At 70.9% G+C, this 25136-nt stretch carries 20 protein-coding genes and 1 pseudogene; 10 read left to right on the forward strand and 11 right to left on the reverse strand.

The annotated features are described in order from the left end of the window. Positions 1-4 precede the first annotated feature (4 nt). Positions 5-1642 (reverse strand): AMP-binding protein, encoded by a 1638-nt coding sequence (locus LIU39_RS12255; RefSeq protein ID WP_227046681.1) that lies wholly within the window; start codon positions 1640-1642, stop codon positions 5-7. After that, positions 1639-3342, reverse strand: coding sequence for an AMP-binding protein (locus tag LIU39_RS12260; protein ID WP_308409376.1), 1704 nt, complete (start codon positions 3340-3342; stop codon positions 1639-1641). Before LIU39_RS12260 ends, LIU39_RS12255 begins: the two co-directional genes overlap by 4 nt. A 93-nt stretch (positions 3343-3435) precedes the next feature. Here LIU39_RS12260 and LIU39_RS12265 point away from each other — a divergent pair, with 93 nt between their 5' ends. The 3 genes from LIU39_RS12265 (at position 3436) to LIU39_RS12275 (ending at position 6196) form a co-directional block, all read left to right on the forward strand. Continuing rightward, positions 3436-4281, forward strand: coding sequence for a helix-turn-helix transcriptional regulator (locus LIU39_RS12265; protein WP_227046682.1), 846 nt, complete (start codon positions 3436-3438; stop codon positions 4279-4281). A 277-nt stretch (positions 4282-4558) separates the two neighbouring features. Continuing rightward, entirely contained in the window at positions 4559-5116 is a 558-nt protein-coding gene (locus LIU39_RS12270; protein ID WP_227046683.1) for a GNAT family N-acetyltransferase, read from the forward strand. Positions 5117-5338: 222 nt separating this feature from the next. After that, positions 5339-6196, forward strand: coding sequence for a methionyl-tRNA formyltransferase (locus tag LIU39_RS12275; RefSeq protein WP_227046684.1), 858 nt, complete (start codon positions 5339-5341; stop codon positions 6194-6196). Here LIU39_RS12275 and LIU39_RS12280 read toward each other — a convergent pair. From LIU39_RS12280 to LIU39_RS12290, 3 genes are read right to left on the reverse strand one after another with little or no spacing between them, the layout of a single operon-like run. Continuing rightward, positions 6193-8583, reverse strand: coding sequence for an ATP-binding protein (locus tag LIU39_RS12280; RefSeq protein ID WP_227046685.1), 2391 nt, complete (start codon positions 8581-8583; stop codon positions 6193-6195). The genes LIU39_RS12275 and LIU39_RS12280 overlap by 4 nt on opposite strands. Before the next feature lie 2 nt (positions 8584-8585). Continuing rightward, positions 8586-9200: a DUF6879 family protein gene (locus LIU39_RS12285; RefSeq protein ID WP_227046686.1), complete on the reverse strand. Its 615-nt coding sequence runs from the start codon at positions 9198-9200 to the stop codon at positions 8586-8588. Beyond that, positions 9193-9462 carry a hypothetical protein gene (locus LIU39_RS12290; RefSeq protein ID WP_227046687.1) on the reverse strand — a complete coding sequence of 90 codons (270 nt, stop codon included), beginning with the start codon at positions 9460-9462 and terminating at the stop codon, positions 9193-9195. The genes LIU39_RS12285 and LIU39_RS12290 overlap by 8 nt, the downstream gene beginning before the upstream one ends. Positions 9463-9994: 532 nt before the next feature. On the opposite strand from LIU39_RS12290, the gene LIU39_RS12295 reads away from it, so the two are divergent. Then, complete coding sequence (locus LIU39_RS12295; RefSeq protein ID WP_227046688.1) at positions 9995-10681, forward strand: alpha/beta hydrolase; 687 nt, start codon at positions 9995-9997, stop codon at positions 10679-10681. A gap of 25 nt (positions 10682-10706) precedes the next feature. Here the strand turns inward: LIU39_RS12295 and LIU39_RS12300 are convergent. After that, a pseudogene (locus LIU39_RS12300) lies at positions 10707-11192 on the reverse strand (hypothetical protein). 201 nt (positions 11193-11393) lie between these two features. On the opposite strand from LIU39_RS12300, the gene LIU39_RS12305 reads away from it, so the two are divergent. The 3 genes from LIU39_RS12305 to LIU39_RS12315 are packed head-to-tail and all read left to right on the forward strand — an operon-like array spanning position 11394 to position 13740. Next, complete coding sequence (locus LIU39_RS12305; protein ID WP_227046689.1) at positions 11394-12647, forward strand: helix-turn-helix domain-containing protein; 1254 nt, start codon at positions 11394-11396, stop codon at positions 12645-12647. Positions 12648-12703: 56 nt separating this feature from the next. Further along, positions 12704-13069 (forward strand): DUF6415 family natural product biosynthesis protein, encoded by a 366-nt coding sequence (locus LIU39_RS12310; protein WP_227046690.1) that lies wholly within the window; start codon positions 12704-12706, stop codon positions 13067-13069. After that, entirely contained in the window at positions 13066-13740 is a 675-nt protein-coding gene (locus tag LIU39_RS12315) for a recombinase family protein (protein ID WP_227046691.1), read from the forward strand. The genes LIU39_RS12310 and LIU39_RS12315 overlap by 4 nt, the downstream gene beginning before the upstream one ends. 190 nt (positions 13741-13930) lie before the next feature. On the opposite strand, the gene LIU39_RS12320 is transcribed toward LIU39_RS12315, so the two are convergent. From LIU39_RS12320 to LIU39_RS12340, 5 genes are all read right to left on the reverse strand, one after another. After that, on the reverse strand, positions 13931-15124 hold the full coding sequence (locus tag LIU39_RS12320) for an XdhC family protein (RefSeq protein ID WP_227046692.1): 1194 nt from the start codon (positions 15122-15124) through the stop codon (positions 13931-13933). An 89-nt stretch (positions 15125-15213) separates the two neighbouring features. Continuing rightward, the gene (locus tag LIU39_RS12325; RefSeq protein ID WP_227046693.1) at positions 15214-16671 is read right to left on the reverse strand and encodes an NCS2 family permease; all 1458 of its coding nucleotides are present in this window, start codon (positions 16669-16671) and stop codon (positions 15214-15216) included. Between the two features lie 282 nt (positions 16672-16953). Next, positions 16954-19338: a xanthine dehydrogenase family protein molybdopterin-binding subunit gene (locus LIU39_RS12330; protein ID WP_227046694.1), complete on the reverse strand. Its 2385-nt coding sequence runs from the start codon at positions 19336-19338 to the stop codon at positions 16954-16956. A gap of 5 nt (positions 19339-19343) precedes the next feature. Next, on the reverse strand, positions 19344-19952 hold the full coding sequence (locus tag LIU39_RS12335; RefSeq protein ID WP_227046695.1) for a (2Fe-2S)-binding protein: 609 nt from the start codon (positions 19950-19952) through the stop codon (positions 19344-19346). Then, positions 19943-20830, reverse strand: a complete 888-nt coding sequence (locus LIU39_RS12340; RefSeq protein WP_227046696.1) for an FAD binding domain-containing protein — start codon at positions 20828-20830, stop codon at positions 19943-19945. The genes LIU39_RS12335 and LIU39_RS12340 overlap by 10 nt, the downstream gene beginning before the upstream one ends. Before the next feature lie 265 nt (positions 20831-21095). Between LIU39_RS12340 and LIU39_RS12345 the strand changes: the two genes are divergently transcribed. The 3 genes from LIU39_RS12345 (at position 21096) to LIU39_RS12355 (ending at position 25133) form a co-directional block, all read left to right on the forward strand. After that, the gene (locus tag LIU39_RS12345; RefSeq protein ID WP_227046697.1) at positions 21096-22760 is read left to right on the forward strand and encodes a PucR family transcriptional regulator; all 1665 of its coding nucleotides are present in this window, start codon (positions 21096-21098) and stop codon (positions 22758-22760) included. 268 nt (positions 22761-23028) lie between these two features. Beyond that, a complete protein-coding gene (locus LIU39_RS12350) occupies positions 23029-23940 on the forward strand; it encodes a hypothetical protein (RefSeq protein ID WP_227046698.1) in 912 nt (303 codons plus the stop codon). A gap of 317 nt (positions 23941-24257) precedes the next feature. Further along, complete coding sequence (locus LIU39_RS12355) at positions 24258-25133, forward strand: hypothetical protein (RefSeq protein WP_227046699.1); 876 nt, start codon at positions 24258-24260, stop codon at positions 25131-25133. Positions 25134-25136: the final 3 nt, after the last annotated feature.

Below are 25136 nucleotides of genomic sequence, written 5' to 3' on the forward strand. Positions count from 1 at the left end.
ACCGCTACGACGCCGCGCCCCGCGCCCGCGCCAGCCGCTCGCGCAGCTCGACCTTGCGGACCTTCCCACTGACCGTCATCGGGAAGGCATCGAGGATCTCCAGGTGGCGCGGGATCTTGAAATGGGCGAGCCTGGAGCGGCAGAAGAACGTCAGCTCCTCCTGCGTCAGCGGGTCTTCGGCGTCCCGGAGGATGACGCAGGCGGCTATCTCCTCGCCGTACTTCGCATCCGGTATGCCGACCACCTGGACGTCGGCGATCTTGGGGTGCGAGTAGAGGAACTCCTCGATCTCGCGCGGGTAGACGTTCTCCCCGCCCCGGATGATCATGTCCTTGATACGGCCGACGATCCGCACGTAGCCGTCGTCGTTCATCACCGCCAGATCACCGGTGTGCATCCAGCGTGCCGCGTCGATCACCTCGGCGGTGCGCTCCGGGTCCTTCCAGTAGCCGAGCATCACGCTGTAGCCGCGGGTGCACAGTTCGCCGGTGCCGCCGCGGGGCACGGTCACGCCGGTCGCCGGATCGACGACCTTGACCTCGATGTGCGGCAGTACCCGGCCGGCCGTCGCCGTGCGGTGCTCCAGGTCGTCGTCGCGCCGGGTCTGGGTGGAGACCGGCGAGGTCTCGGTCATGCCGTAGCAGATGGAGACCTCCGCCATGTGCATCTCGGCGACCACCCGCTTCATGACCTCCTCGGGACACGGCGAGCCGGCCATGATGCCGGTGCGCAGCGACGTCAGGTCGTACGAGGCGAAGTCGGGGTGGTCCAGCTCGGCGATGAACATCGTCGGTACGCCGTAGAGCGAGGTGCAGCGCTCGTCCTGGACGGCCCGGAGGGTGGCTGCGGGGTCGAAGGACGGTGCGGGGATGACGATGCAGGCGCCGTGCGAGGTGGCGCCGAGGTTGCCCATCACCATGCCGAAGCAGTGGTAGAAGGGCACCGGCAGGCACACCCGGTCCTGCTCGCTGTAGCCGACCGTCTCGCCCACCCAGTAGCCGTTGTTGAGGATGTTGTGGTGGGAGAGGGTGGCGCCCTTGGGGAAGCCGGTGGTGCCCGAGGTGTACTGGATGTTGACCGGGTCGTCGGCGGACAGCCGTGCCGCGCAGGCGTCGAGCCGGTCCTGCGGTACGGCGGCGCCGGCCGCCAGCAGCCCGTCCCAGGTCGGGTCGCCGATGTAGATGACGTCGCGGAGGGCGGGGCAGCCGGCACGCACCTGCTCGGTCATCCGCCGGTAGTCGCTGGTCTTGTGGCGGGTCGCGGAGACCAGGACCTGGATCCCCGCCTGCCCCAGGACGTACGCCAACTCGTGCACCCGGTAGGCCGGGTTGATGTTGACGAGGATCGCGCCTATCCGGGCGGTCGCGTACTGGACGAGGACCCATTCCGCGCAGTTGGGCGACCAGATGCCGACCCGGTCGCCGGTGGATATGCCCTTGGCGAGCAGTCCCCGCGCCACCTCGTCGACCGCCCGGCCCAGTTCGGTGTACGTCCAGCGCCGTCCGGATGCGACGTCGACCAGGGCCTCCCGGTCGCCGAACCGCTCGATCGTCCGGTCCAGGTCGGCGCCGATGGTGCGCCCGATCAGCGGCTGCTCGCCTGCCCCGCTCGCGTACGACAGGGTGGTGTCCGGCCCGTTCATCGGTAGTTCTCCTCCCGGTATTCGGCACCGCCGTCGCCCAGCGCGGTGCGTTCGCGCAGTTCGATGCGGCGGATCTTGCCGGAGACGGTCTTGGGCAGATCGGCGAACTCCAGCCGCCTGACGCGCTTGTAGGGCGCGAGCACCTCCCGGGAGTGCGCGAAGAGCAGCTTGGCGGTCTCCGGGCCCGGATCCCAGCCGGCGGCCAGCACGATGTACGCCTTCGGGACCGCGAGGCGCAGCGGGTCGGGCGCCGGGACGACCGCGGCCTCGGCGACCGCCTCGTGCTCCAGCAGGGCGCTCTCCAGCTCGAACGGCGAGATCTTGTAGTCGGACGCCTTGAAGACGTCGTCGGCGCGCCCGATGTAGGTGAGCCGTCCTTCCGCATCGCGGGAGCCGATGTCGCCGGTGCGGTAGAAGCCGCCCGCCATCGCCTCGGCGGTGCGGGACGGGTCGCCGTGGTAGCAGGCCATCAGCCCCACCGGGTGGGTCGAGAGGTCGAGCGCGATCTCACCCTCGTCGGCCGGGGCGCCGGTGACCGGGTCGAGCAGGACGACGTCGAAGCCGGGGGTGGGCCGGCCCATCGAGCCCGGAGTGACGGGCCTGCCCGGGGTGTTGGCGACCTGGACGACGGTCTCGGTCTGCCCGAAGCCGTCTCTGATCGTCACGCCCCAGGAGGTGCGGACCTGTTCGATGATCTCCGGGTTGAGCGGTTCGCCGGCCGCGACGATCTCCCGCGGCGGGTGCCGCAGCGCCGACAGGTCGGCCTGGATGAGCATCCGCCACACCGTGGGCGGGGCGCAGAAACTGGTCACCCGCGCCCGGTCCATCTCGGCCATCAGCCGGGGCGCGTCGAAGCGCATGTAGTTGTGGATGAACACGGTCGCCTCCGCGTTCCACGGCGCGAAAAGGTTCGACCAGGCGTGCTTGGCCCAGCCCGGTGAGGAGATGTTCAGGTGCACGTCGCCGGGCTGCAGCCCGGTCCAGTACATCGTCGCGAGATGCCCGATGGGGTAGGAGGAGTGGGTGTGCTCGACGAGCTTGGGGCGGGCCGTGGTGCCGGAGGTGAAGTACAGCATCAGCGAGTCGTCGGCCCGGGTCTCCCCGGTCGGCCGGAAGTCGTCGGATGCATCGGCGCTCTCCTCGTACGCCTGCCAGCCGACGGCCGCGCCGCCGACCGCGATCCGGGTGTAACCGCCGGGCACGGTCGCGAACTTCTTGCTGTCCTCGGCGCGCACCACGACGTGCCGGGCCTTGCCCCGGGTGATCCGGTCGGCGAGATCGGCGGGGCCCAGCTGGGGAGTTGCCGGGATGACGACGGCGCGCAGCTTCATCGCGGCCAGCGCGGTCTCCCACAGCTCCACCTGGTTGCCGAGCATCACGAGGATCCGGTCGCCGGGCCGCACCCCCTTGCCGGCAAGCCAGTTGGCGACCTGGTCGGAGCGCCTGCGCATGGCGTCGAAGGTGAGCCGGGTCTCGGAGCCGTCCTCCTCGACGATGTGCAGGGCGGTGCGGTCGTTGCCGCGGGCGATGACGTCGAACCAGTCCAGTGCCCAGTTGAAGTGCACGGGCCGGGGCCAGCGGAATTGAGCACGGGCGGCGTCGTAATCCTCACGGTGCCGCAGCAGCAGGTCGCGCGCGGCCCGGAACTCCCGTGTCGCGGCGGGCGAGTGGCCCATCACTGCGCTGTCCGTATCCGTCATGCGTCCTCCTCATTGCCCCGCGACTCCGTGTCATCGTGTAATCAGTGACATAGGTCTCACCACCCCCGAACGGGGGGAAGCGGAGGTGTCGGAGTGCGCGTGGAGTCGGGGTCGGATGAGTCCGTTGACGTGGGGGCGGCGCTGGCGCGTCTGCGCCGGGCCAGCGGACTGCCGGTGGCGTTCGGCGGACTGCTGGCCGGCAGCGGCCGCTACCGGATCAACGAACTGTCCGGGACCGCGACCGCCGCGCTGCGCGGGCTCAGCATCCATCACGGCAACGGCCTGGGCGGCAAGGCGGTGGTGCTGTGCCGCCCGTTCGCGGTGACCGACTACCGCGCCTCGTCGGTGATCAGCCACGAGTACGACGCGGCGGTGGCGGCCGAGGGCCTGCGGTCGGTGCTCGCGGTGCCTGTGGTGGTGCGCCGGCGGGTGCGCGGGGTGCTGTACGGCGCGCTGCGCAACCCGCTGCGGCTGGGCGACGGCCCGCTGTCCGCGGCCATGGAAGCGGCCCGAGAGCTGGAACAGGCGCTGCTGCTCCAGGACGAGGCGGCCCGGCTGCTGTCGGTGTCCCAGCAGCCGACCGCCGCCGACCCCGCCATGTGGGAAGAGGTCCGCGAGGCCCACAGCGACCTGCGGTCACTGGCCCAGCGGGTCACCGATCCACTGCTGCGCCAGGAGATGCTGGCCGCCTGCGGCCGGCTCGCCGCGGCCTCATCGGGCGGCACGGCCCCGGCGGGCGAAGCCCCCGCGCTCTCGCCGCGCGAGGTCGACGTCCTGACGTGCGTGGCAACGGGCGCCACCAACGCCCAGGCGGGCGAGCGGCTGGGACTCCGACCCGAAACGGTGAAGTGCTATCTGCGCTCATCCATGCGGAAGTTGGGGACACACTCCCGCATGCAGGCGGTCATCGCGGCGCGGCGGGCGGGGCTACTGCCGTAGGGCGGCGCCGCGCTCCCCGCTCCTCTCGCCCTCCGGCGCGCAGGCCGCCCATCCCCGCGGGCGACGAGGCGCGGCGCGGCGCACCACGAGACGGGGGCGGTCCCCTGTCCGGGTTGCGGAAGGGCAGGAACGTCACCCGCGGGGCGCCCAGCCGGCGGGCGTACGCTCCGGCCCCTCGCCACCGGGCGCCCGCGCGCCGGCCACACCCCGGTCAATTCCGTTCCTACCGCCGCCATTTCGATTGCCGCGGCACCCGCTCCCCGGCCATCATCCCCTCATGATCGATGCCACCGCACTCTCCGAGAAGCCGGTGCTGGCCGGTGCCCGCATCCGGCTCGCGCCGCTGTCCATACGCCACGCGGCCGCCTTCCACGCCGCGGCGCTCGACCCGGAGACCCGCCGGCTGACCGGCTGCCACCACGACTTCACGCTGGAGGAGGTCCAGCAGTGGTGCGCCGGCTCCGCCGACCGCGCGGACCGCCTCGACCTCGCCATCGAGGACCGCGAAACCGGCCGCTACCTCGGCGACCTCGCCCTGATGGCCATCGACCCCGACAACGCCCACGGCACGCTGCGCATCCTCCTCGTCCCCTGCGAGACCGGCCGCGGCCTCGGCACCGAGGCCATCCGCCTCCTCCTGGAATACGCCTTCGACCGCATCCGGCTGCACCGCGTCCAACTGGAAGTCTTCACCTTCAACGAGCGCGCCCGCCGCACCTACGAACGCTGCGGCTTCGAGGTCGAGGGCCGGATGCGGCAGGCGCTGTTCTGGGAGGGCGAGTGGCATGACGTGTGGGTGATGGGGGTGGTGAGCGAGAGGGGCGCGAAGGGCTGACGGCAGAGACCGCGCGAACAGGCGGGGCAAGGGCGCTCTGCGTGCCTTGAGCGGGTCTTGTCCGCCGGGGCTGCTGAAGAGCCGCGCCCGACTCCCCGTCCTTCCGACGCCGTCCTCACCGCCCTCGACGAACTCACCGACGAGAAGCAAGCCGGTGTGACCTTCTGTGGCCCCCCGCGGATCCCGGCTCTCCACCCCAGTCATCCCACTATGCTGAGCTGCATGACGGACGGCATGCGCATCGGCTTGATCTCCTTTGGCGCAGCGGAGTTCGCCACTCTGCGTGAGACGTGTGTCGATAGCGGCCACGATCCCGTCATCTACGCCTATTCCCGTTCGATGCGCCCCCGTACGACAACAGATGAGGGCGCGGCCCAGGCCGCAGGCCGAATCACCGCCGCGCTGCCTGCGGGAACGGACCTGCTGCTGCCGGGCAGCTCCGAAGGGCTGGGCGCCGCACTGCGCGGATACGCTATCGATCTCCTCGTCTGCTACGGGTTCTCGTGGCGACTGCCCCGATCCGTGCTGCGCATCCCGCGGTACGGCGCGGTCAACATCCACTGCTCGATGCTCCCCAAGTACCGTGGGCCCGCTCCGGTGTTGTGGGCGATCCGCAACGGTGACCCGCATCTGGGCATGACGGTTCACCGCATGAATGAGGAGTTCGACGCCGGCCCCGTCCTCGCCCAGCAGGACGGCATTCCCCTTCCGGACGAGGTGACCCCCGAGAACCTGTGGACCGGACTGTCCCCGGTGCTGCGCAGCTTGCTCACCGCCGCCCTGGAGCGTGTACCAGACCCGTGTGCCGGTGAACCGCAAGCCGCTGACGGCGTCAGCCACGCGGGGCTGCTGGAGCCGGAGTTCTCCGTCGTCGACACGGCCAAGACCGCACGCGAGGTACACAACCAGGTGCGGACCTTCCACTTCATGGGCCCGGACCTTGGCCCTGTCGCCGTCGTCGACGGCCGCCCCCTGAAGGTCTTGCGGACCAGTCTCACTGCGGCCGACGGTCTCCGCCTCGACTGCGCCGACGCCCCCGTCTGGATCACCGCCTCGGAGCCCGTGACAGCAAACTGCTAGGCGGTGTCGTCACCCAGGTTCCGAGCCACACGCTCAGCCAGCGCCACCGCCTGCGGATCATCGAACGGGCCGAGCAGGATCAGCACCTCCTGCCGGACGGCTCGGGCTGTTTCGCGCTCGCCAAGAGGGCCGAGTGCGCCGGATAGGTGTTCCAGAGCGTTCGCGAGTTGCCAGCGGGCGTCGAGCCCACGGTAGGTGGCAACCGCACGGCGGTTCAGCTTCGCTGCCTCTTCAAAGCGCCCCAGCACCTGGCATGCTTCGCCTGCGCCGTCCAACGCGGCAGCCTCCCTGGCGGCGTCGCCGAGTCGCCGTTGCACAGCGGCCGACTCCCGGAAAAGGCGGAGTGCCTTCTCAGGATTCCCGCGTGCTCGTTCGACCTTCGCCGACTCCGCCAGCCAGTGTCCCCGCCAGACGTGGTTGTCCTCATCGTCGGCGATCAACAAAGCTGCGTCGATTGCGCGGCCGGCTGCTTCGAGGTCTCCTGATTCACGCCGCGCCCAGCTGAGCAGAAACAGGGCGTTGCCCTCGCCGAAGTGGTCGCCGATTTCACAGAAGTCGGCGAGCGCTTGTTCAACGATCTCTCCGGCCTCCGCGCCCCGGCCGAGTTCGCACAGGGTCTCCGCGAGATTACTCCGCATCAGCGCCGTCCAGCGGTGGTCTCCGAGTTCGCGGAAGATCTCCGCGCTGTCCTCGAAGTGGCATGTGGCCTCGTCGAGTCGGCGGCGGCGCAGGCCGAGCAGACCGAGGGCATTGATGGACACCGCCGTGCCGCGCTTGTCGCCGATACCTCGGCGCATGGCGAGTGCGGCGCGGTGGCATTCCTCGGCTTCGTCGAGCCGCAATGCCTGGAAGGCGGCCTTGCCCAGGTTTTCGAGCGTCTCCGCCTGCCCGGCCTGCTCTCCCGCGCGCGCGGCGGCATCAACGGCGATCCGGGCGGTCGTCACCCAGTCTTCGAACGCGTTGTGGTGCATGTAGACGGCCCGCAGCACTACGGCAAGACGCCAGGCGATGCCGGGAAATTCGGCGCCGGCGACGCGGACAGCGGTGACCAGGTTGGCGCTTTCCGTGCGGTACCACTGAAACGCGGTGTCATAACCTTCGAAGTGGAGTTGCGTGGCGGGCGTGGGGGTCCGGTCGTCAAGGTCGTAGCGGTCGAACGGCGCGATGGCGCATTGCGCCGCGTACGCGGTGTGGAGATACCAGGCGAGACAACGTCCGAGGATCTCGGTCCGGTCCGCCTCGCTCTCCTCCTGGCGGACCTGCTCGGCCGCATACGCCCGCAGAAGGTCATGAAATTCGTAGCGCCCCGCGGGGCGCCGCTCCAGCAGATGTGCGCGGACCAGCGTGTCCAACAGCGCGCGGGTTTGCGGCGGTTCGGTCCCGGCGAGATTCGCGACGGCCGGGAGACCGAACTCGTTTCCGGGGTGCAGGCCCAGAAGGCGGAACAACCGGGCCGCGGGGCCGGACAGCGCCTGGTACGACCACTCGAAAACACTGCGCATCGCGTCGGCCCCTTCGTCGGCATCGGCTGTCAGGATGCTCCATCGTGCCGACTCGTCGCGCAGTTCGTCGATCAGCTCGCCGAGCGGCAGTGCCGGCCGGCCCGCTGCGCGTTCGGCGGCGATGCGCAGAGCCAGCGGCAGTCCCGCGCACAGCCGGGCCAGCTCCGTCAGTTCGGAGCGCCGGTCACGGGTTCGGTAGTCAGCGGTGGTGGCGCGGAGCAGTGCGACGGCGTCCGTCGTCGGGAAGGTCATGAGCTCCAAGCGCAGTGCGCCCTGTTGAACGACCAGGCCGGACAGATCGTCCCGGCTGGTCACCACGACAAGGCACGCGGCGGTCGCCGGCAGCAGCGGGCGGACCTGCGTGCTGTGAGCCGCGTTGTCGAGGACGATCAGCATGCGCCGGTCCGCCAGCAGCGACCGGAACATCGTCTCCCGCCGCTCCCGTTCGGCCGGTACACGGGTGGAGGGGACGCCGAGATCTTCGAGGAAATTTCCCAGTATCTCCTGCGGCGACGCCGGAGAGCCGGCGGAGTAGCCACGCAGATTGGCATAGAGCTCGCCGCCGGGGAAGTGGGGCCGGATGCTGTGTGCCCAGTGCAGGGCGAGCGACGTCTTGCCGACTCCGGCTGTTCCGGTGATGACCGCGACGCGTACGACGTGCGGTTCATCGTGACCACTCGCCACGAGACCGCCGAGGCGGACCTGCTCTTGGGACCGGTTCACGAAATGGCGCACAGCACCACGGAGTTGATGGGGTACGACGGCCGGGGCGGGGACCGGCTGTTGATGGAAGTGCACCCCACCGTGGACTTCTCCGGCCTGCACGACAGCGTGCGCCGATGCCGAGCCTTCGAACCGGTTGACGTGCCCTGTTTCGTCGTCCATCCCTAATGTTGGCGCGGCGGGGGCGACAGGGGCGCCACGTGCTCGTCGAACCAGTCCTCCAGCGGCTCACCGGTGTTGTAGAGACTTCGAAGGAACTTCTGGCATTGCGGGATGAGATGGGGGTCGACGAACTTTCGCACGGATTCCAGAATCCCCTGTTCGTCATAGACCGCCTGGTACATCACGTGCGAGCCGAGTGTGTAGATCTCCGGAAGCGGGCCGTCATCCTCGAACTGCGCTACCTGGTCCGCCCCGATGACGTGGACGGTGCCCCCGCACTGGTCCCTGATGCGCAGGGCGTGCAGTTCCCATTGCATGTAGTCACTGAGTGGTTCGTCGACCACACGGATCCGCCGGGCCTTGAAGCCGTGCCTGTCGATCTTGCGGTGGTACTCGGCCATGTCCGCACGACCCACTTCCAACAGGCGCATGGACTCGCCCCACTCGCCGCGCGCGAACGCCTCCCAGCTGTCGTAGCCGGGTTCCTTGAAGGTCTGCTGCCGCTCCAGCTTCCAGAATCCGAGGTCGGCGCAGTTCCAGAAGTGCTTCTCGAAGTCGGCGTAGTAGGTGTCGAGCGCCATCCGCTCCCCCGTGGCGCCGCCGAGGAGACTACGCATCCGGGATGTCCGCCTTGGCCGCCACGATCGTTGCCCTCGGGATGACGACCAGCCGCTCCCCGGGATCGACACTCACCCCGTCCGGCAGCCGCCCCTCGTAGGAGGTGGTCAGGTCCGCCCCGATGACCACGACGTCCCCGTTGTCCAACTCCCACACATCCGGGCAGCTGGCGTTGCCGGACGTCTGTCCCAGCTCGTGCGACGACTTGCCCAGCCGTCGCGCGAAGGATGCCTTGGGATCGGCCTCCCATTGCTTCGCCATGTCTCCTCCGTATGGCACCTTCTGATGCTGCCTCAGCTTCGCGCCCATCAAGGCTATCGCTCAAAGTGTTCGTTCGACCGTGAACTGTCATCATTTTCCCGCCGGTGTGGGCCTTCTCCACGAGTCCGGCGTTTCCCGGATGACCAGTGGACGGGTGCCTGGTGAGGCCCGCTCCGGACCAGAGCTCGCGCCTGTCCGTGCGGTTCCTCGGAGGAGTCAGTACCTGATCGGACGTGTCTGTAGGCGATGCCGCAGCAGGCCGGCTTGACGGCCGGGCCAGGGAAACGTGAGAGCGGGACGGCGTGGCCGCGGTGGAGGTGGCGAGGAGAGAGCGAACAGTGCCACTCGGCGCCGAGATGGAGTGCCGAGATGGAGTGCGGCCTCGATGGAGCACAGTCCTTCACGCCTGCCCCGGTGAGAGGGGGCCGGTCCCGGCGGTGGCGGCCTCCGTACCGCCCGGCTAGCGTGATCCGGGGAGAATCGGGGGGGGCGATGAGTACGCCACAGCCCTCGCAGAGAACGGTGCACGATCATGGCAGAGAAGCCCTCGATTGTTCTCGTCCACGGATTCTGGGGCGGTGCCGCACACTGGGCGAACGTCATCGTCGAGCTGCACAGGCGCGGCTACGACAAGCTCCACGCCGTCGAAAACCCCCTGACCTCGCTCGCGGACGACACCGAGCGCACCCGCAAGATGGTCAAGCAGATCGACGGCCCCGTCCTGCTCGTCGGCCACTCCTACGGCGGCGCGGTCATCACCGAGGCCGGCGACCTGCCGAACGTCACCGGCCTGGTCTACGTCGCTGCGTTCGCCCCCGACGCCGGCGAATCCCCCGGACAGATCAGCCAGGAGATGCCACCCGCGGCGGGGGAGAATCTGGCTCCCGACTCCGACGGCTACCTGTGGATCAGGCCCGACAAGTTCCACGAGAGCTTCTGTCAGGACCTGACCGCCGACGAGGCACTCGTCATGGCGGTCACCCAGAAAGCTCCCCTGGCCTCCACCTTCGGCGACAACGTCACCACCCCGGCCTGGCGCACCAAGCCGTGCTGGTACCAGGTCTCCGCCCAGGACCACATGATCCACCCCGACAACGAACGCCGCATGGCCGAGCGGATGAACCCCCGCAAGACCGTCGAACTCGACGCCGGCCACGCCTCGCTGGCCTCTCAGGCAGCCGCGGTCACGGACCTGATCACGACGGCGGCTGCCGGGTAGGGGCTGAGCGACCGGGCTCGCCACCTCACGCGCCGCGCTGAGCCCCGTCGGGCCACACGACCTCAACAGCAAACCGGCTTGCCGCGCCTGCTCAACGGTGTCCGCCGTCCCACCGCCCTTCCCCGAAGGCGGCGCGCCACCCCGGACGGCGGCCACAAGCAGGTCTGCCCGCTTCAGCAACTCATCGTTGGCCGCCTCGTACGCTTCCCGGTTCGCGGTGTCATACGGCATGGTCACCACCTCCGCCTGGGCAGAGAGGCGGTCGAAGGCGGGGGCGTGGTCAGGCTTGACCTTCGACTCGCGGTGATCGCGTGAGGGCAGGACGACGACCAGACGCCCACCGGCCTCGACGACCGCCTCCGCGAACAGGGTGTCGGATCCGCGAGCGAGACAGGAGGCGCCGACCAGCTCTCCACGGCTGTGCGCGCAGCAGCGTCCGCACGGCCTCGCGCACCAGCGGCACGGTGGCCGCCACGAGGTCCATGTGGCCCGTTACGGCGATGGTGGTCACGCTCCCGGTGTCTCCCTACGTGGGCAGCAACTCGCGGATGTCGCCCCGGATATCGCGCGGTGGGCCGGGCACCGCCGCCGGATTTCACGGCCCCGCCGGAGCGATGCGGTGGGGGCAGCTTGCGCATCCGATGCGCAGACGACGAGTGAGGCCCCGCTCCCCTACTCTGGCAGTGTCGAGCCGTCAGAGAGGGGCAAGAGCATGTCCGAGGACAGCACCCCTGGCCCATATGTCGCCCCGTTGGTGTTCGGGCAGCGCATGCAGCTTCTGCGCCGTCGTCGTGGCATGTCCCGCGTGGTGCTCGCCGGTCTCGTCGGCAGGTCGGCGTCGTGGGTCAAGCGCGTGGAGAACGGGCAGCTCCGGACACCGGGGCTGGAGATGATCCTGCGCGTCGCCGAAGCACTGCGGGTGCGCGACCTTGCCGAGTTGACCGGGTACACCAGCATGCGCCGCGACCTGTTCACCGGCCCCGGCCACCCGAGGCTCGCTGCGGTGGCCGAGGCGGTCAACCGCTTCCCCGCCGACGCCGACCGGGCCGCTGCGCCGTCAACAACCCACCTGCGCGCCCGACTTGCCTGTGCGTGGAACGCCCGGCATTCCGCGCCCCACCACCGTGAGGTCATCGGCGCGCTGCTGCCCGGCCTCATCACCGACGGCCAACTGGCCGTCCGGCAGGCCGACACCGCCTCCGAACGGCGCACCGCACAGGCCCTGTTGTCCGAGATTTACAGCCTCAGCCAGTTCTTCCTGGCCTACCAGCCCGATCCCGCGCTGCTGTGGCGCGTCGCCGAGCGGGCGATGGTCGCCGCGCAGGAGCCGGAAGACCCGCACACCATCGGGATCGCGGCCTGGCTCACCACGCAGGCGCACCGGGATTCCGGCCCGTCGCACTTCGATGCCGCCGACGCCGTGACCCTGGCGACGCTGCGGTACCTCGGCCCCTTGCTCCACGATGCGAGCACCGAGGTCCGGGCGATCACCGGGGCCCTGCAGTTCGAAGCCGGATACACAGCGGCGCGGCGCGGGGACACCGGCACCGCGTGGCGCTACTGGGACCGCGCCCGGAACGTCGCCGAGTCGCTGCCGGCGGGCTACTTCCACCCCATGACGTCCTTCTCTCAGGCGGTCATGGGCGCGCACGCGGTGACCATCGCCGTCGAACTGCACTCGGGCACCGAGTCCGTTCGCCAGGCCACACGAGCGGAATCCGCCGCGATTCCCTCACGACCGCGGCAAGCCCGGCACCGCATCGAGCAGGCCCGCGGATACCAGCTCGACGGACAGCCGGACATCGCCCTCGCCACGCTGAACCAGGCGTACGAGGCGGCCCCCGAGACGATCCGCTACAACGGCTACGCACGCCGGATCGTGCTGGAAGAGGCCGAGTCGCCGTCTCCGGACCGGCGTCAGCGAGCAGCAGAACTGGCGGCGAAAATCGGGCTGCTGACCGCTTGAAGGTGGGGACACAAACCGTGTCCCCACTCCGCACACCGCGCTCCTACCGTCGTGCCATGGACACCGTGCAGACACAGTTGACGGCCCCTGCGCCCGTCGGCACCGACCCCGTCAACACCACCATCCACCAAGCCCTCCGCCTCCGCACCGGACGCCCCGACATCGGCATGCTCGCCGGGCTTGAGCGGGAACTGCGCGCACACATCGCCCACCTCCTCCCCGATGCCCGTGAATCCATCAACCGACTCCGCCACGGCGGCGTCGAGGCGCACCGCATGGCCACCCGCCTCGACGCCATCACGCACCAGACCCGCCAGGGCCTCGGCCCCGGCCCTCTCTCCGCACACGTCCAGGTGCAGCAACTCGCCCGCGACTGCCAGTGGTTGCTGACCCTGGCCCGCCGTACGGACGACGCCTCGTGAGCGGGCCCGTCGACAACCACGCATCCGCCTACGTCTACGACCGGACCGCCGCCCGCCACTCCCACCGACTGCTGGATCAGCGCCTCCTGGGGTGCCGGAACACCGCCGAACGGTATGGGTGGGAGGTGGCCGGCGTCTGGGTCGATCGTGGGGCCGATGCCCTGGCCGAACTGCCCGGCAGTCGGTCCGAGTTCATGCGTCTCACGCGGCAGATGACCGGCGACACCCACACGTTCGGCCACCCCGCCGTATGCCTCATCCACAACTGGGACCGCCTCAGCCGGGACCACGCCATCCGCCCCGCCTTCCAACGCCACATCGCGGGCGCCGGTGGCCACACTTCGACGACCTTCGACGAGTCCGACCGGCGTGCCCGGGACACCCTCACGGGGAGGGAGCAATGTCCGGAGCCTCGCGGCGGCTTCCCGAGCTTCCCGTTACGAAAGGGCGTCATGACCGACACCGATCGCTGTGAGACCTGCGGCACCATCGAGGGCGTCGCCGAGGTCTATCAGCATGCCGTCTCCGGGCCCGGCTGGGAGCTGGTGTTGTGCGAATCGTGCGCGCGCAGCCTGCAGCGACGGCCGCTCGATGTGGGTGCCGAGGGGCACCCGCGTGCGCAGCGGGCCGACGCGTTCCGGGTCGGCAATCGGGGAGGTGTGGTGCGGTGACGTTCTCCGAGCGCTGTGACTGCGGGTCCACCTGGAATCTGCGGGACGCCTCTTTCGACACGGCCTCCGGGCCCTGCGTCGTCCGGACCTTCTGCGGCCGATGCGCGCCGGGACCGGACGGGGCGGAGGAAGCGCTGCCGCCTCCCGTCAGCCCGTCTCCCGTGAACCCGCCTCCCGTGGCCCGGTCCCCTCACGCCACCGACCCGATCCGCTCCACCCCCCGCGGGTTGTCGTGGTGAATGGGCGTGTGTGCGCCGGTGAGGGGGGCGCCGGTGCCACCGCGGCGGTTGGCGATGATTTCGGCGGCTATGGAGAGGGCGGTCTCTTCGGGGGTGCGGGCGCCGATGTCGAGGCCGATGGGTGAGCGGAGGCGGTGGAGTTCGAGTTCGGTGAGACCGGCGTCGCGCAGGCGGCGGAGCCGGTCGATGTGGGTGCGTCGGGAGCCCATCGCGCCGACGTAGGCGACCGGGAGCTTGAGTGCACGTTCCAGGAGCGGTACGTCGAACTTGGCGTCGTGGGTGAGGACGCACAGCGCCGTGCGGGAGTCCAGGTCCTGGGAGTCGAGGTAGCGGTGCGGCCAGTCGACGACGATCTCGTCGGCGTCGGGGAAGCGGCTTCTGGTCGCGAAGACCGGGCGGGCGTCGCAGACGGTGACGTGGTAGTTGAGCAGCCTGCCGACCTTGACGAGGGCGGCGGCGAAGTCGATGGCGCCGAAGACGATCATGCGGGGGGCCGGGACGGAGGATTCGGCCAGGAGGACGACCGGCGTTCCGCACTTCGCGCCGTCCGCGCCGATCTCGACGGTGGCGGTGCGGCCGGCGTCCAGCAGTGCGCGGGTTTCGGCGACGGCGGTGCGGTCCAGGGCGGGGTGGCCGCCAAGGGTGCCGGTGTGGCTGCCGTCGGGGCGTACGAGCAGGGCGCGGCCGAGGAGTTCGGGCGGTCCCTGTACGACGCGGGTGACCGCTGCCGCCTCCCCCCGGGCGGCGGCGGCCAGCGCGGCGGCGAGCGTTGCGGGGTTGCTGTCCACCGGCTGTCCCTCGCGCCGGCCGGCGCCGGCCGGCGCGAGGGCGCTCGCGCGTACCGGGGTGACGAGGATGTCGATGATGCCGCCGCAGGTCAGGCCGACGGCGAAGGCGTCCTCGTCGCTGTAGCCGAAGCGTTCGGTGACCGGTTCGCCGGTCTCCAGCGCTTCCTGGCACAGTGCGTAGACCGCGCCCTCCACGCACCCGCCGGAGACCGACCCGATCGCCGCGCCGTCGGCATCGACGGCGAGCGCGGCGCCGGGCTGGCGGGGCGCGCTGCCGTTGGTGGCCACGACGGTGGCCACCGCGAAGTCGCGGCCCTGCTCGACCCACCGGTGCAGCTCTTCGGCGATGTCCAGCATGTCGTTCTCCTAACGGGCGGGGAGCAGGCGGGAGTCGGGGCCATTCGTTCGGATCGGGCCGGCTCGCGACCAGACCCGAACGACAGGACCTACCTGACGCCCAGCCAGCTCTCGATGGGATGGAGCGAGAAGTAGACGGCGAAGACCAGCGTCAGCACCCACATGAAGCCGCCGACCTCGCGCCACTTGCCCTGCGCGGTCTTGATGGCCGTGTAGGCGATGACGCCGGCGCCGACGCCTGCGGTGATCTGGTAGGTGAACGGCATCAGGGCGACGGTCAGGAAGACCGGGATGGAGGTCGCCCGGTCGCTCCAGTCGACGTGGGCGGCCGCGCTCATCATCATCGAGCCGATGACGACGAGGGCCGCCGACGCGACCTGGGCGGGCACCAGTTGGGTGAGCGGCGTGAAGAAGAGGCAGGCCGCGAAGAACAGGCCGGTGACGACCGCCGACAGGCCCGTGCGGGCGCCCTCGCCGACGCCGCTGGCCGACTCGATGAACACGGTCTGGCCCGAGCCGCCGGTGACGCCGCCGATGGCGCCGCCCGCGCCGTCCACGAAGAGCGCCTTGGACAGGCCCGGCATCCGGCCCTTGTCGTCGGCCAGCTTGGCTTCCGTGCCGACGCCGATGATGGTGGCCATCGCGTCGAAGAACCCGGCGAGCACGAGGGTGAAGACGATCATGCCGACGCTGAGGGCGCCGATGGATCCCCAGCCGCCGAATTCGACGTGTCCGAAGAGCCCGAAGTCGGGTGCCGAGACGGCGCTGCCGTGCAGGGCGGGGGCGGTGCCCTGCCAGTCCTTGTCGGTCAGGCCGCCCGCCTTGGTGACGATGATGGACAGCACGCTGCCCGCGACGATGCCGATGAGGATGGCGCCGGGCACCTTGCGTGCCTGGAGCATGAAGATCAGGATCAGAGTGACGCAGAAGAACAGGACCGGCCAGCCGGAGAGGTTGCCGGTGAGTCCGAGGGTGACCGGGCCGCCGTCGCCCTTGCCGACGAAGCCGGCCTTCACCAGACCCAGCAGGGCGACGAACATGCCGATACCCATGGTGATGGCGTGCTTGAGCGCCAGCGGAATGGCGTTCATGATCATCTCGCGTAGCCCGGTGACCACCAGGAGCATGATCACCACGCCGTACAGCACGCACATGCCCATGGCCTGCGGCCAGGTCATGTGGGGGACGACCTGGGTGGTCAGTGCCGCGGAGACGTTGAGCCCGGCCGCAAGGGCGAGCGGGACCTTGCCGATGAAGCCCATCAGCAGCGTGCAGATCGCGGCGCCCAGTGCGGTCGCGGTGACCACGCCGGCGTGCGCGAGGGTGTGCTTGTCCACGTCGGGTGTCGACAGGATCAACGGGTTGAGCAGGAGGATGTAGCACATCGCCATGAAGGTGGTGATGCCGCCGCGTACCTCGCGCGGGATCGTCGATCCTCTGTCGGATATGTGGAAGTACCGGTCGAGCCACGAGCGGCCGGCGGGTGGCCGCGAGCCCTCGCCCGCGTCTTCCGCCGCCGTCTGCGGCTCTATGGACTGCTGGGTCATGGTGCCTTAACTCCCAAGGTTCATAGGTGCACTCGCAAACGCTGCGAGATTTGGGATGGATCTTCGGCTGCACGACCCGGGGGACGGCCCGAGGCGAACGGTGGGTGCTGTCCGGTGCTGCGCGGACAGCGACTGCGTGGTGCGGAAAAAACTCCCTGCTGAACTCCCTGCTGTGGAAGGGGTGGTGTGGGGCGGCTCCGGGCGGCGGGTGGAGGAGGAACGGGCAGACACCCTGCTGCCACCGCCCGGAGGGCCGGATTCCGGGACGGCCGCCCCGGACGGTCAGGTGCCGGTGAGGTGCTCGGGGCGTACCGGCGTCTTGTTCAGCTCCAGGCCCGTCGCATTCCGGATCGCCGCGAGGACGGCCGGAGTGGACGACAGGGTCGGGGCCTCGCCGATGCCGCGCAGCCCGTACGGGGCGGCCTCGTCGGCGAGTTCGAGCACGTCGACCGGGATGGTCGGGGTGTCGAGGATGGTGGGGATGAGGTAGTCGGTGAAGGAGGGGTTGCGGACCTTCGCCGTCTTCGGGTCGACGATGATCTCCTCCATGACCGCGACGCCCAGTCCCTGGGTGGTGCCGCCCTGGATCTGGCCGACGACGGACAGCGGGTTGAGCGCCTTGCCGACATCCTGGGCGACGGCCAGCTCGACGACCTTGACCAGGCCCAGTTCGGTGTCCACCTCGACCACCGCACGGTGCGCGGCGAACGAGTACTGGACATGGCCGTTGCCCTGGCCGGTGCGCAGGTCGAACGCCTCGGTCGGCTTGTGCCGGAACTCCAGCTCCAGGTCGACGGCCCCACCCTCCAGGACGTCCGCGAGATCGGCCAGGACCTCGCCGCCGTCGGTGACGACCTTGCCGTTCTCCAGCAGCAGTTCGGCGGTGGCCCACGCGGGGTGATATGTGCCGAACTTGCCGCGGCCGATCTCCAGGACCTTCTCGCGCACCGCCTCGCAGGTGTTCTTCACCGCGCCGCCGGTCATGTACGTCTGCCGGGATGCCGAGGTGGAACCGGCCGAGCCCACCCGGGTGTCGGCGGGCTGGATGGTGACCTGCTGGACGCCCAGCTCGGTGCGGGCGATCTGGGCGTGGACGGTGACGCCGCCCTGGCCGACCTCCGCCATGGCGGTGTGCACGGTCGCGACCGGCTCGCCGCCGACCACCTCCATCCGCACCCGGGCGGTGGAGTAGTCGTCGAAGCCCTCGGAGAAGCCGACGTTCTTGATGCCGACGGCGTAGCCGACCCCGCGGACGACGCCTTCGCCGTGCGTGGTGTTGGACAGGCCGCCCGGCAGCGCGCGGACGTCCGCCCGCTCCCCGGCCGCCAGCCACTGCTGCTCCGGGGGCAGCGGCATCGCCTTGATGCGGCGCAGGAGTTCGGCGACCGGGGCGGGCGATTCGACGGGCTGCCCCGTCGGCATGATCGTGCCCTCCTCCATGGCGTTGAGCTGCCGGAACTCGACCGGGTCCAGGCCCAGCTCCTTGGCGACCTTGTCCATCTGCGCCTCGTACGCGAAGCACGCCTGGACCGCGCCGAAGCCGCGCATCGCGCCGCACGGCGGGTTGTTGGAGTAGAGCGCGATGGCCTCGATGTCGACGTCGTCGACGACGTAGGGGCCGACGGCCAGCGAGGAGGCGTTGCCGACGACGGCGGGCGAAGCGGACGCGTAGGCGCCGCCGTCCAGCACGATGCGGCACTTCAGGTGCGTCAGCTTGCCGTCGCGGGTGGCCCCGTGCTCGTACCAGAGCTTGGCCGGGTGCCGGTGGACGTGTCCGAAGAAGGACTCGAAGCGGTTGTAGACGATCTTGACGGGCTTGCCGGTGCGCAGCGCCAGCAGGCAGGCGTGGATCTGCATCGACAGGTCCTCACGGCCGCCGAACGCGCCGCCGACGCCGGACAGCGTCATGCGGACCTTGTCCTCGGGCAGGCCCAGGACCGGCGCGATCTGCCGCAGGTCGGAGTGCAGCCACTGGGTGGCGACGTACAGGTCGACGCCGCCGTCGTCCGCGGGCACCGCGAGGCCGGACTCCGGGCCGAGGAACGCCTGGTCCTGCATGCCGAAGACGTACTCACCGGAGACGATGACGTCGGCCCTCTTGGCGGCCTCGTCGGCGTTGCCGCGCACGATCGGCTGGCGGTGCACGATGTTGGGGTGCGGTACGTGGCCCGCGTGGTGGTCGTCGCGCATCTCGTGGACCAGCGGCGCACCCTCGGCGGTCGCGGACGCCTCGTCGGTGACGACCGGCAGCTCGGCATAGTCGATCTTGATTTTGGCGGCGGCCCTGCGGGCGGTCTCCGGGTGGTCGGCGGCGACGATCGCCACCGGCTCGCCGTGGTGGCGGACCTTGCCGTGTGCGAGGACCGGCGTGTCCTGGATCTCCAGGCCGTAGTTCTTCACGTCGGTGGGCAGGTCGTCGTAGGTCAGGACGGCGTAGACGCCGGAGGTCGCGAGCGCTTCGGAGGTGTCGATCGACCGGATCTCGGCGTGCGCGGTGGTGGAGCGCAGCGTGAAGCCCCACAGCATGTCCTCGTGCCACATGTCCGACGAGTACGCGAACTCGCCGGTCACCTTGAGGGTGCCGTCGGGCCGCAGCGTGGACGCGCCGATGCCGGCGCCGGTCCTGCCGCCCTGCGTGAGGTCGGTGGGTGTGCGTGTGACGCCCATGGTGGTCAGGCCCCCTGTCCTGCGGCCGAGTTCTCGCCGCGGGCGGCCGCGAGCCGTACCGCGTCGAGGATCTTCTCGTAGCCCGTGCAGCGGCACAGGTTGCCCGACAGCGCCTCGCGGATGTCGGCGTCCGAGGGGGAGCCGTTGCGCTCCAGCAGTTCGTCGGCGGCGACCAGCAGGCCCGGGGTGCAAAAGCCGCACTGGACCGCGCCGGCGTCGATGAACGCCTGCTGGATCGGCGCGAGTTCGACCTGCTCGCCGGTCTGCCCGTCGGCCGACTGCGGCTTGGCCTGCCACCGCTTGGCCGCGTCCACGGTGGTGCCGCCGCAGGCTCCGGAGGCGCAACCGCTCTGCCCGGCGCGCTGCTTGGCGAAGTCCGCCAGGCCCTCGACGGTGACGACCTCGCGGCCCTCCGCCTGGCCCGCGGCCACCAGGCACGAACACACCGGCACGTCGTCGAGACGGACCGTACAGGAACCGCATTCGCCCTGTTCACAGGCGTTCTTGGAGCCCGGAAGGCCCATCCGCTCGCGGAGGACGTACAGCAGGCTCTCGCCTTCCCAGACGTCGTCGGCCTCCTGCTTACGGCCGTTGACGGTGAAGTTCACGCGCATGAGGCGCTCCTTTCCTGTCCGCGGTAGGACTCCCAGGTCCAGCCGAGGGTGCGGCGCGCCATGATGCCCACGGCATGGCGCCGGTACTTGGCGCTGCCGCGCACGTCGTCGATCGGGTTGCAGGCGCCGGACGCGAGCTGCGCGAACTGCTTGGCGACGGACGGCGGGACGGTCTTCCCCGATTCCCAGAATCCGCCCTCGTCCAGCGCGGCCGCCAGGAAGTCCTCGGCGGCGCGGGCCCGTACGGGGGTGGGCGCTGCGGAGCCGATGCCGGTGCGCACCGTGCGGGTCTCGGGGTGCAGCGCGAGGCCGAAGGCGCACACCGCGATCACCATGGCGTTGCGGGTGCCGACCTTGGAGAACTGCTGCGGCCCGTCGGCCTTGGGCAGATGCACCGAGCGGATCAGCTCGTCCTGCTCCATGGCGTTGCGCTTGACGCCGACGTAGAACGCGTCGATCGGGATCATGCGGCGGCCGCGTACCGACTCGACCTCGACCTCGCCGCCGGAGGCGAGCAGCGCGGGGTGCGCGTCGCCGGCCGGGGACGCGGTGCCGAGGTTGCCGCCGACGCCGCCGCGGTTGCGGATCTGCGGGGAGGCCACGGTGTGCGAGGCGAGCGCGAGGCCGGGCAGTTCGGTCCGCAGGTTCTCCATGATCAGGGTGTACGGCACGGACGCGCCGAGGCGTACGGTCTTCTCCCCGACCTCCCACTCCGACAGGTCACCGATGCGGTTCAGGTCGAGCAGGTACGCGGGCCGGCGGTGATCGAAGTTGATCTCGACCATCACATCCGTACCGCCCGCGATGGGTACAGCCGTGGGGTGCTCGGCCTTCGCGGCGAGCGCCTCCTCCCAGCTGGCGGGGCGAAGGAAGTCCATACGAGGCTCTCTTCTGTGAATTCGGGTCGTTCGCTGCTCGTGGTGAGGACCTTCGGCCCTCGTCGCCATCAAGCCGTTCATGTCTTGTTCATGCTGTTGGGGCAAGTGAACGCGCTCACGGCCCGGCCGGTGCAGTCACCGAAACCATGAAGCGGTTGGCTGGCCAATACCTGTGTCTTGTAGATTCGAACGAATAGCGGGGTGCAGCAACCTCGCGGCATTCCACCGGCACCACAAGACACAGCAAAGATCGGCGGGCGAGGTCATGCGGCTCCGCGCACTCCTGGACACGACATCCCTGGGCCTGCGCCTGCTCGGGGGCGAGGACGAGCTGGAGCGCTCCGTACGCGGCGTGATGACCACCGACCTGCGCGACCCGAGCCGCTACCTCTCCGGCGGGGAACTGGTCCTCACCGGCCTCGCCTGGCGCCGCGAGGCGGCCGACTCCGAGCGGTTCGTCCGGATCCTGGCCGCCGCGGGAGTCGCCGGGCTCGCGGCGGGCGAGGCGGAGCTGGGCTCGGTGCCCGACGATCTCGTGCAGGCGTGCGTCCGGCACCGGCTGCCGCTGTTCTCCGTCGTCGAGGACGTCTCGTTCGCCTCGATCACCGAGTACGTCGTCCGGCAGGTCTCCGGCGAACGGGCCGGCGATCTGGCCGCCGTCGTCGACCGCCACCGGCGGCTGATGACGTCGGGGCCCGCGGGTGGCGGCCCCGAAGTGGTGCTCGACCTGCTCGGCTCGGACCTCGACCTGCGGGCCTGGGTGCTCTCCCCCACCGGCCGGCAGATCGCCGGATCGACGCTGGCGGACGCCGGACCCGAACTGCCCGCGGAACTGGCCGCGCAGCTGGCGGGCGAGCACCTGGCGGCCTCCCGTGGCGGCCGCCGCGGCCCGTACCGCGTCACCGTCGGCGCCACCACGTACTCGCTCTTCCCCATCCGGCACGAGGGCCGCGACCTGCGCGAGACGCTGCTCTCCGACTGGCTGCTGGCCGTCGACGCGGACGCCGGCGACTGGCCCGCGGAGCGGCTCGACCTGCTCCAGGGCGTCACCCAGCTGATCGCCGTCGAACGCGACCGGCGCGACGCGGCCCGCACGGTGCGCAGGCGGCTCGCCCAGGAGGTCATCGAACTGGTGCAGACGGGCGCGCCGCCCGCCGAGATCGCGGCCCGGCTGCGGGTGGCGGCGCCGGTGCTGCTGCCCGGTCTGGGGTCCGCGCCGCACTGGCAGATCGTGGTGGCCCGGGTCGAGTGGGACGGCGACGGGGTACCGGGCGGCCCGGTCGCACAGGCCCTCCTGGAGGAGGTGCTGGTCGATCCCGGCACGTTCGGACCCGAGCCGTCCGACCGGATCGCCGTCGCGCACACCGGCGACGAGGCGGTGGCCCTGGTCCCGCTGCCCGCCACCGCCGACGCGGCGGGCGAGGACGCGGCGACGGGGCTGCACGCCGGACCGCTGCTCTCCGTGATCCAGGAACCGCTGGGCCGCGGTCTGGCGGACGACGGCCGGCTGACGGTCGGCGTCAGCGCGTCGGTGCACTCGGCCGAGGGGCTGCGCGGCGCCCTGGAGGAGGCCCGGCACGCCCGCCGGGTCGCGGCCGCCCGCAGCGGCCGGGTCTGCGCGGCCGGCCACGAAGAGCTGGCCTCGCACGTCCTGCTGCTGCCGTTCGTCCCCGACGACGTCCGCCGTGCCTTCACCGCCCGCCTCCTGGACCCGCTGCGCGACTACGACCGCAGGCACCGCGCCGAGCTGATCCCCACCCTGGAGGCGTTCCTGGACAGCGACGGCTCCTGGACCCGCTGCGCGGGCCGCCTCCACCTGCACGTCAACACGCTCCGCTACCGGGTGGGCCGGATCGAGCAGCTGACCGGCCGCGACCTGTCCCGCCTGGAGGACAAGCTGGACTTCTTCCTTGCACTGCGGATGAGCTGACGGCCGACGGAGGCGCCGCGCGGATCCCCCTGTCGTGCGCCGCGTACGCGCCCCGGCAGGCCCCGGCGCGCTCCTCGCGCACGCCTCGGCGTCCCCCCGGGAGCGTGCGCCTCACCGTCCTGGGTCATCCGATCGGGCGGCATCGGGCGGCACCGCCCCCGCAGCACGCCGGGCCGCCCCGCCCGCGGCCCGGCCGATCACCGGCGCCGTCCGGTGACCGAACCGCGCCCAGGCGATTGTGAAATCATTCACCCACCCCCTTGGCCGGGTGACGGAATCCGTGCTGAGATGCGCGCACGGCTCCACCATCCAGCTCGAAGGCGCGCTCGGGGAGGGCAATGTGGCGAATACCGCCATGCCAGAATCCGCGGATTCCGCGGCATCACGTCGGCCGGCGGAACCGGTACCAGCGGTTCCGGCAGCCAGGGCGGCCGCGGGGGACGATCCCCTCGACCGCGCCGTATGGCGGCTGCGGTCCCGCGGCTGCTGGGACGACGCGGCCGCACTGCTGGAACCACACGCCGCCCGTCACGCACCGGCCGCACTGCGCCGCGCGGCCCTCCTGGTGGAGGGCTGCATGTACACCGCCACCGGCTGGGCCGGGGCCGAGGATGCGCTGCGCGCCGCCGAAGCGCTCGCGGGCGACGACGACGAACGCGGCGGCGCGGCCTGCGAACGCGGCCAACTCGCCTACGCCGCCACGGTCCTCGGCGTACGCGACCGGGCCGACGAAGCACGCTCGGCGCTCGGCAGGGCCGCCGCACTGCTCGCGCCGGGAGCGGCCGGCCGGCCGCTGCTCGACTTCCGCCGCGGGCTGATGGCCGAGCACGTCGCCGACAGCCCGCAGTCCGCCCGCGCCGCCTACCGCCGCGCCCACGCGGGCGCCACCGCCGCCGGCGACCTGCTGCTGCTCTCCTCCACCTGGCGGCAGCTGGCCGGACTCGCCCTGCGCGACGGCGAGTTGACCGAGGCGCGGCACGGCTTCACCGAGTCGCTGCGGATCCGTGAGGAGCTGGGCTTCCTCGTCGGGACCGCGCCCGCGCTGGTGGCCCTGGCCGACGCCGCGCCCGAGGACGAGAAGGACCGTCTGGTCGCCGAGGCCGCCCGGCTGTTCCGTCTGATGGGCGGTCTGCCCACCTGGCTCGCGGGCCGTTTCACGGTGGAGGCGGTCACCCCGTAGCGGGCGTCCGCGGCGGTCAGGACCCTGCCGGGCCGCCGCGGCCGGGCCGTCAACCGCTTGCCATCGGCCATGCCCATCCTGGTGAAAATCGGCCGGATCTGCACTGTGCCGGGGCCGGAACAACTGCCAGGGCACACCGCCGCTCCACCCGGATCAGGCGGAATCCCCCGCACACAGCGGGATGTCGGCGCCGCAGGACCCGCGCCCGAGGTGCCGAAAATGGCCGCAAGTCGCACTGCGGGGCGATGGCGGGGACTGGAAGCTGGTCCAGGGCCGGAGCCGGTCCCCCCGTTCGCAGAGCCTTTCAGGAGGCCCCCGTGGCAACTGAAGCGACTGAGACCACCGCAACATCCGACTGGGGCAAGGCCGATTTCGAGGCGATCTACAACTGCCCCGATCCGCGGCGCTACTTCACCACTCTCCAGCCGCTCGACTACCAGATCCCGCACCACGGCCAGGCCGTGTTCCGCGCCGCCGTCGACGCCTTGCGCCGGCGCCGCGCGGACCGGCCGCCGCTGAACGTCGTCGACCTGTGCTGCTCGTACGGCATCAACGCCGCCCTGCTCAAACACCGGTTGACCCTCACCGACCTCTACGACCGGTACGCCCAGCACACCCCGGACGCGCCGCAGCGCCCGCAGCTCGCGCAGGAGGACCGCGCGTACTTCGCCGCCCGGGTACACCCCGACGCCCCACACGTCACCGGCCTCGACGTGGCCGACCGTGCCGTCGGCTACGCCAGGTCCGCAGGCGTGCTCGACCAGGGCTTCGCGGAGAACCTGGAGAGCGACGCACCGAGCCCGCAGCTGCGCGCCGCGCTGGCCGGCACCGACCTGATCACCGTCACCGGCGGCGTCGGCTACATCTCGGAACGCACCTTCGGCCACCTCATCGACGCCATGGACAACCCGCCCTGGGTGGCCGCGTTCGTGCTGCGCACGGTCTCCTACCGGCCGGTGTCCGCGCTGCTGGCCCGCGCGGGCCTGGTGACCGAGAAACTGACGACGCGTACGTTCCGCCAGCGGCGCTTCGCGGACGGGGAAGAGCGGCGGGCGGCCTTCACCGCGCTGGCCGGACACGGCCTGACGACGAACGGCAAGGAAGCCGACGGCTTCTACCACGCCGATCTGTATCTCTCCCGGCCCGCGGCCGACGTCGCCCTGCTGCCGTTCAGCGAGCTGGTACCGGACTGACAT

Origin of the sequence: Streptomyces pinistramenti (genome assembly GCF_020564935.1) — a bacterium.
Taxonomy (GTDB): domain Bacteria; phylum Actinomycetota; class Actinomycetes; order Streptomycetales; family Streptomycetaceae; genus Streptomyces; species Streptomyces pinistramenti.

Excerpts from the sequence above, each read along its gene's own strand:
- LIU39_RS12335 (WP_227046695.1), bottom strand. The coding sequence starts at position 19,952 with ATGCGCGTGAACTTCACCGTCAACGGCCGTAAGCAGGAGGCCGACGAC.
- LIU39_RS12340 (WP_227046696.1), bottom strand. The coding sequence starts at position 20,830 with ATGGACTTCCTTCGCCCCGCCAGCTGGGAGGAGGCGCTCGCCGCGAAG.
- LIU39_RS12255 (WP_227046681.1), bottom strand. The coding sequence starts at position 1,642 with ATGAACGGGCCGGACACCACCCTGTCGTACGCGAGCGGGGCAGGCGAG.
- LIU39_RS12290 (WP_227046687.1), bottom strand. The coding sequence starts at position 9,462 with ATGGCGAAGCAATGGGAGGCCGATCCCAAGGCATCCTTCGCGCGACGG.
- LIU39_RS12310 (WP_227046690.1), top strand. The coding sequence starts at position 12,704 with ATGGACACCGTGCAGACACAGTTGACGGCCCCTGCGCCCGTCGGCACC.
- LIU39_RS12260 (WP_308409376.1), bottom strand. The coding sequence starts at position 3,342 with ATGACGGATACGGACAGCGCAGTGATGGGCCACTCGCCCGCCGCGACA.
- LIU39_RS12305 (WP_227046689.1), top strand. The coding sequence starts at position 11,394 with ATGTCCGAGGACAGCACCCCTGGCCCATATGTCGCCCCGTTGGTGTTC.
- LIU39_RS12285 (WP_227046686.1), bottom strand. The coding sequence starts at position 9,200 with ATGCGTAGTCTCCTCGGCGGCGCCACGGGGGAGCGGATGGCGCTCGAC.
- LIU39_RS12295 (WP_227046688.1), top strand. The coding sequence starts at position 9,995 with ATGGCAGAGAAGCCCTCGATTGTTCTCGTCCACGGATTCTGGGGCGGT.
- LIU39_RS12345 (WP_227046697.1), top strand. The coding sequence starts at position 21,096 with ATGCGGCTCCGCGCACTCCTGGACACGACATCCCTGGGCCTGCGCCTG.
- LIU39_RS12275 (WP_227046684.1), top strand. The coding sequence starts at position 5,339 with ATGACGGACGGCATGCGCATCGGCTTGATCTCCTTTGGCGCAGCGGAG.
- LIU39_RS12330 (WP_227046694.1), bottom strand. The coding sequence starts at position 19,338 with ATGGGCGTCACACGCACACCCACCGACCTCACGCAGGGCGGCAGGACC.
- LIU39_RS12270 (WP_227046683.1), top strand. The coding sequence starts at position 4,559 with ATGATCGATGCCACCGCACTCTCCGAGAAGCCGGTGCTGGCCGGTGCC.
- LIU39_RS12280 (WP_227046685.1), bottom strand. The coding sequence starts at position 8,583 with ATGGACGACGAAACAGGGCACGTCAACCGGTTCGAAGGCTCGGCATCG.
- LIU39_RS12320 (WP_227046692.1), bottom strand. The coding sequence starts at position 15,124 with ATGCTGGACATCGCCGAAGAGCTGCACCGGTGGGTCGAGCAGGGCCGC.
- LIU39_RS12325 (WP_227046693.1), bottom strand. The coding sequence starts at position 16,671 with ATGACCCAGCAGTCCATAGAGCCGCAGACGGCGGCGGAAGACGCGGGC.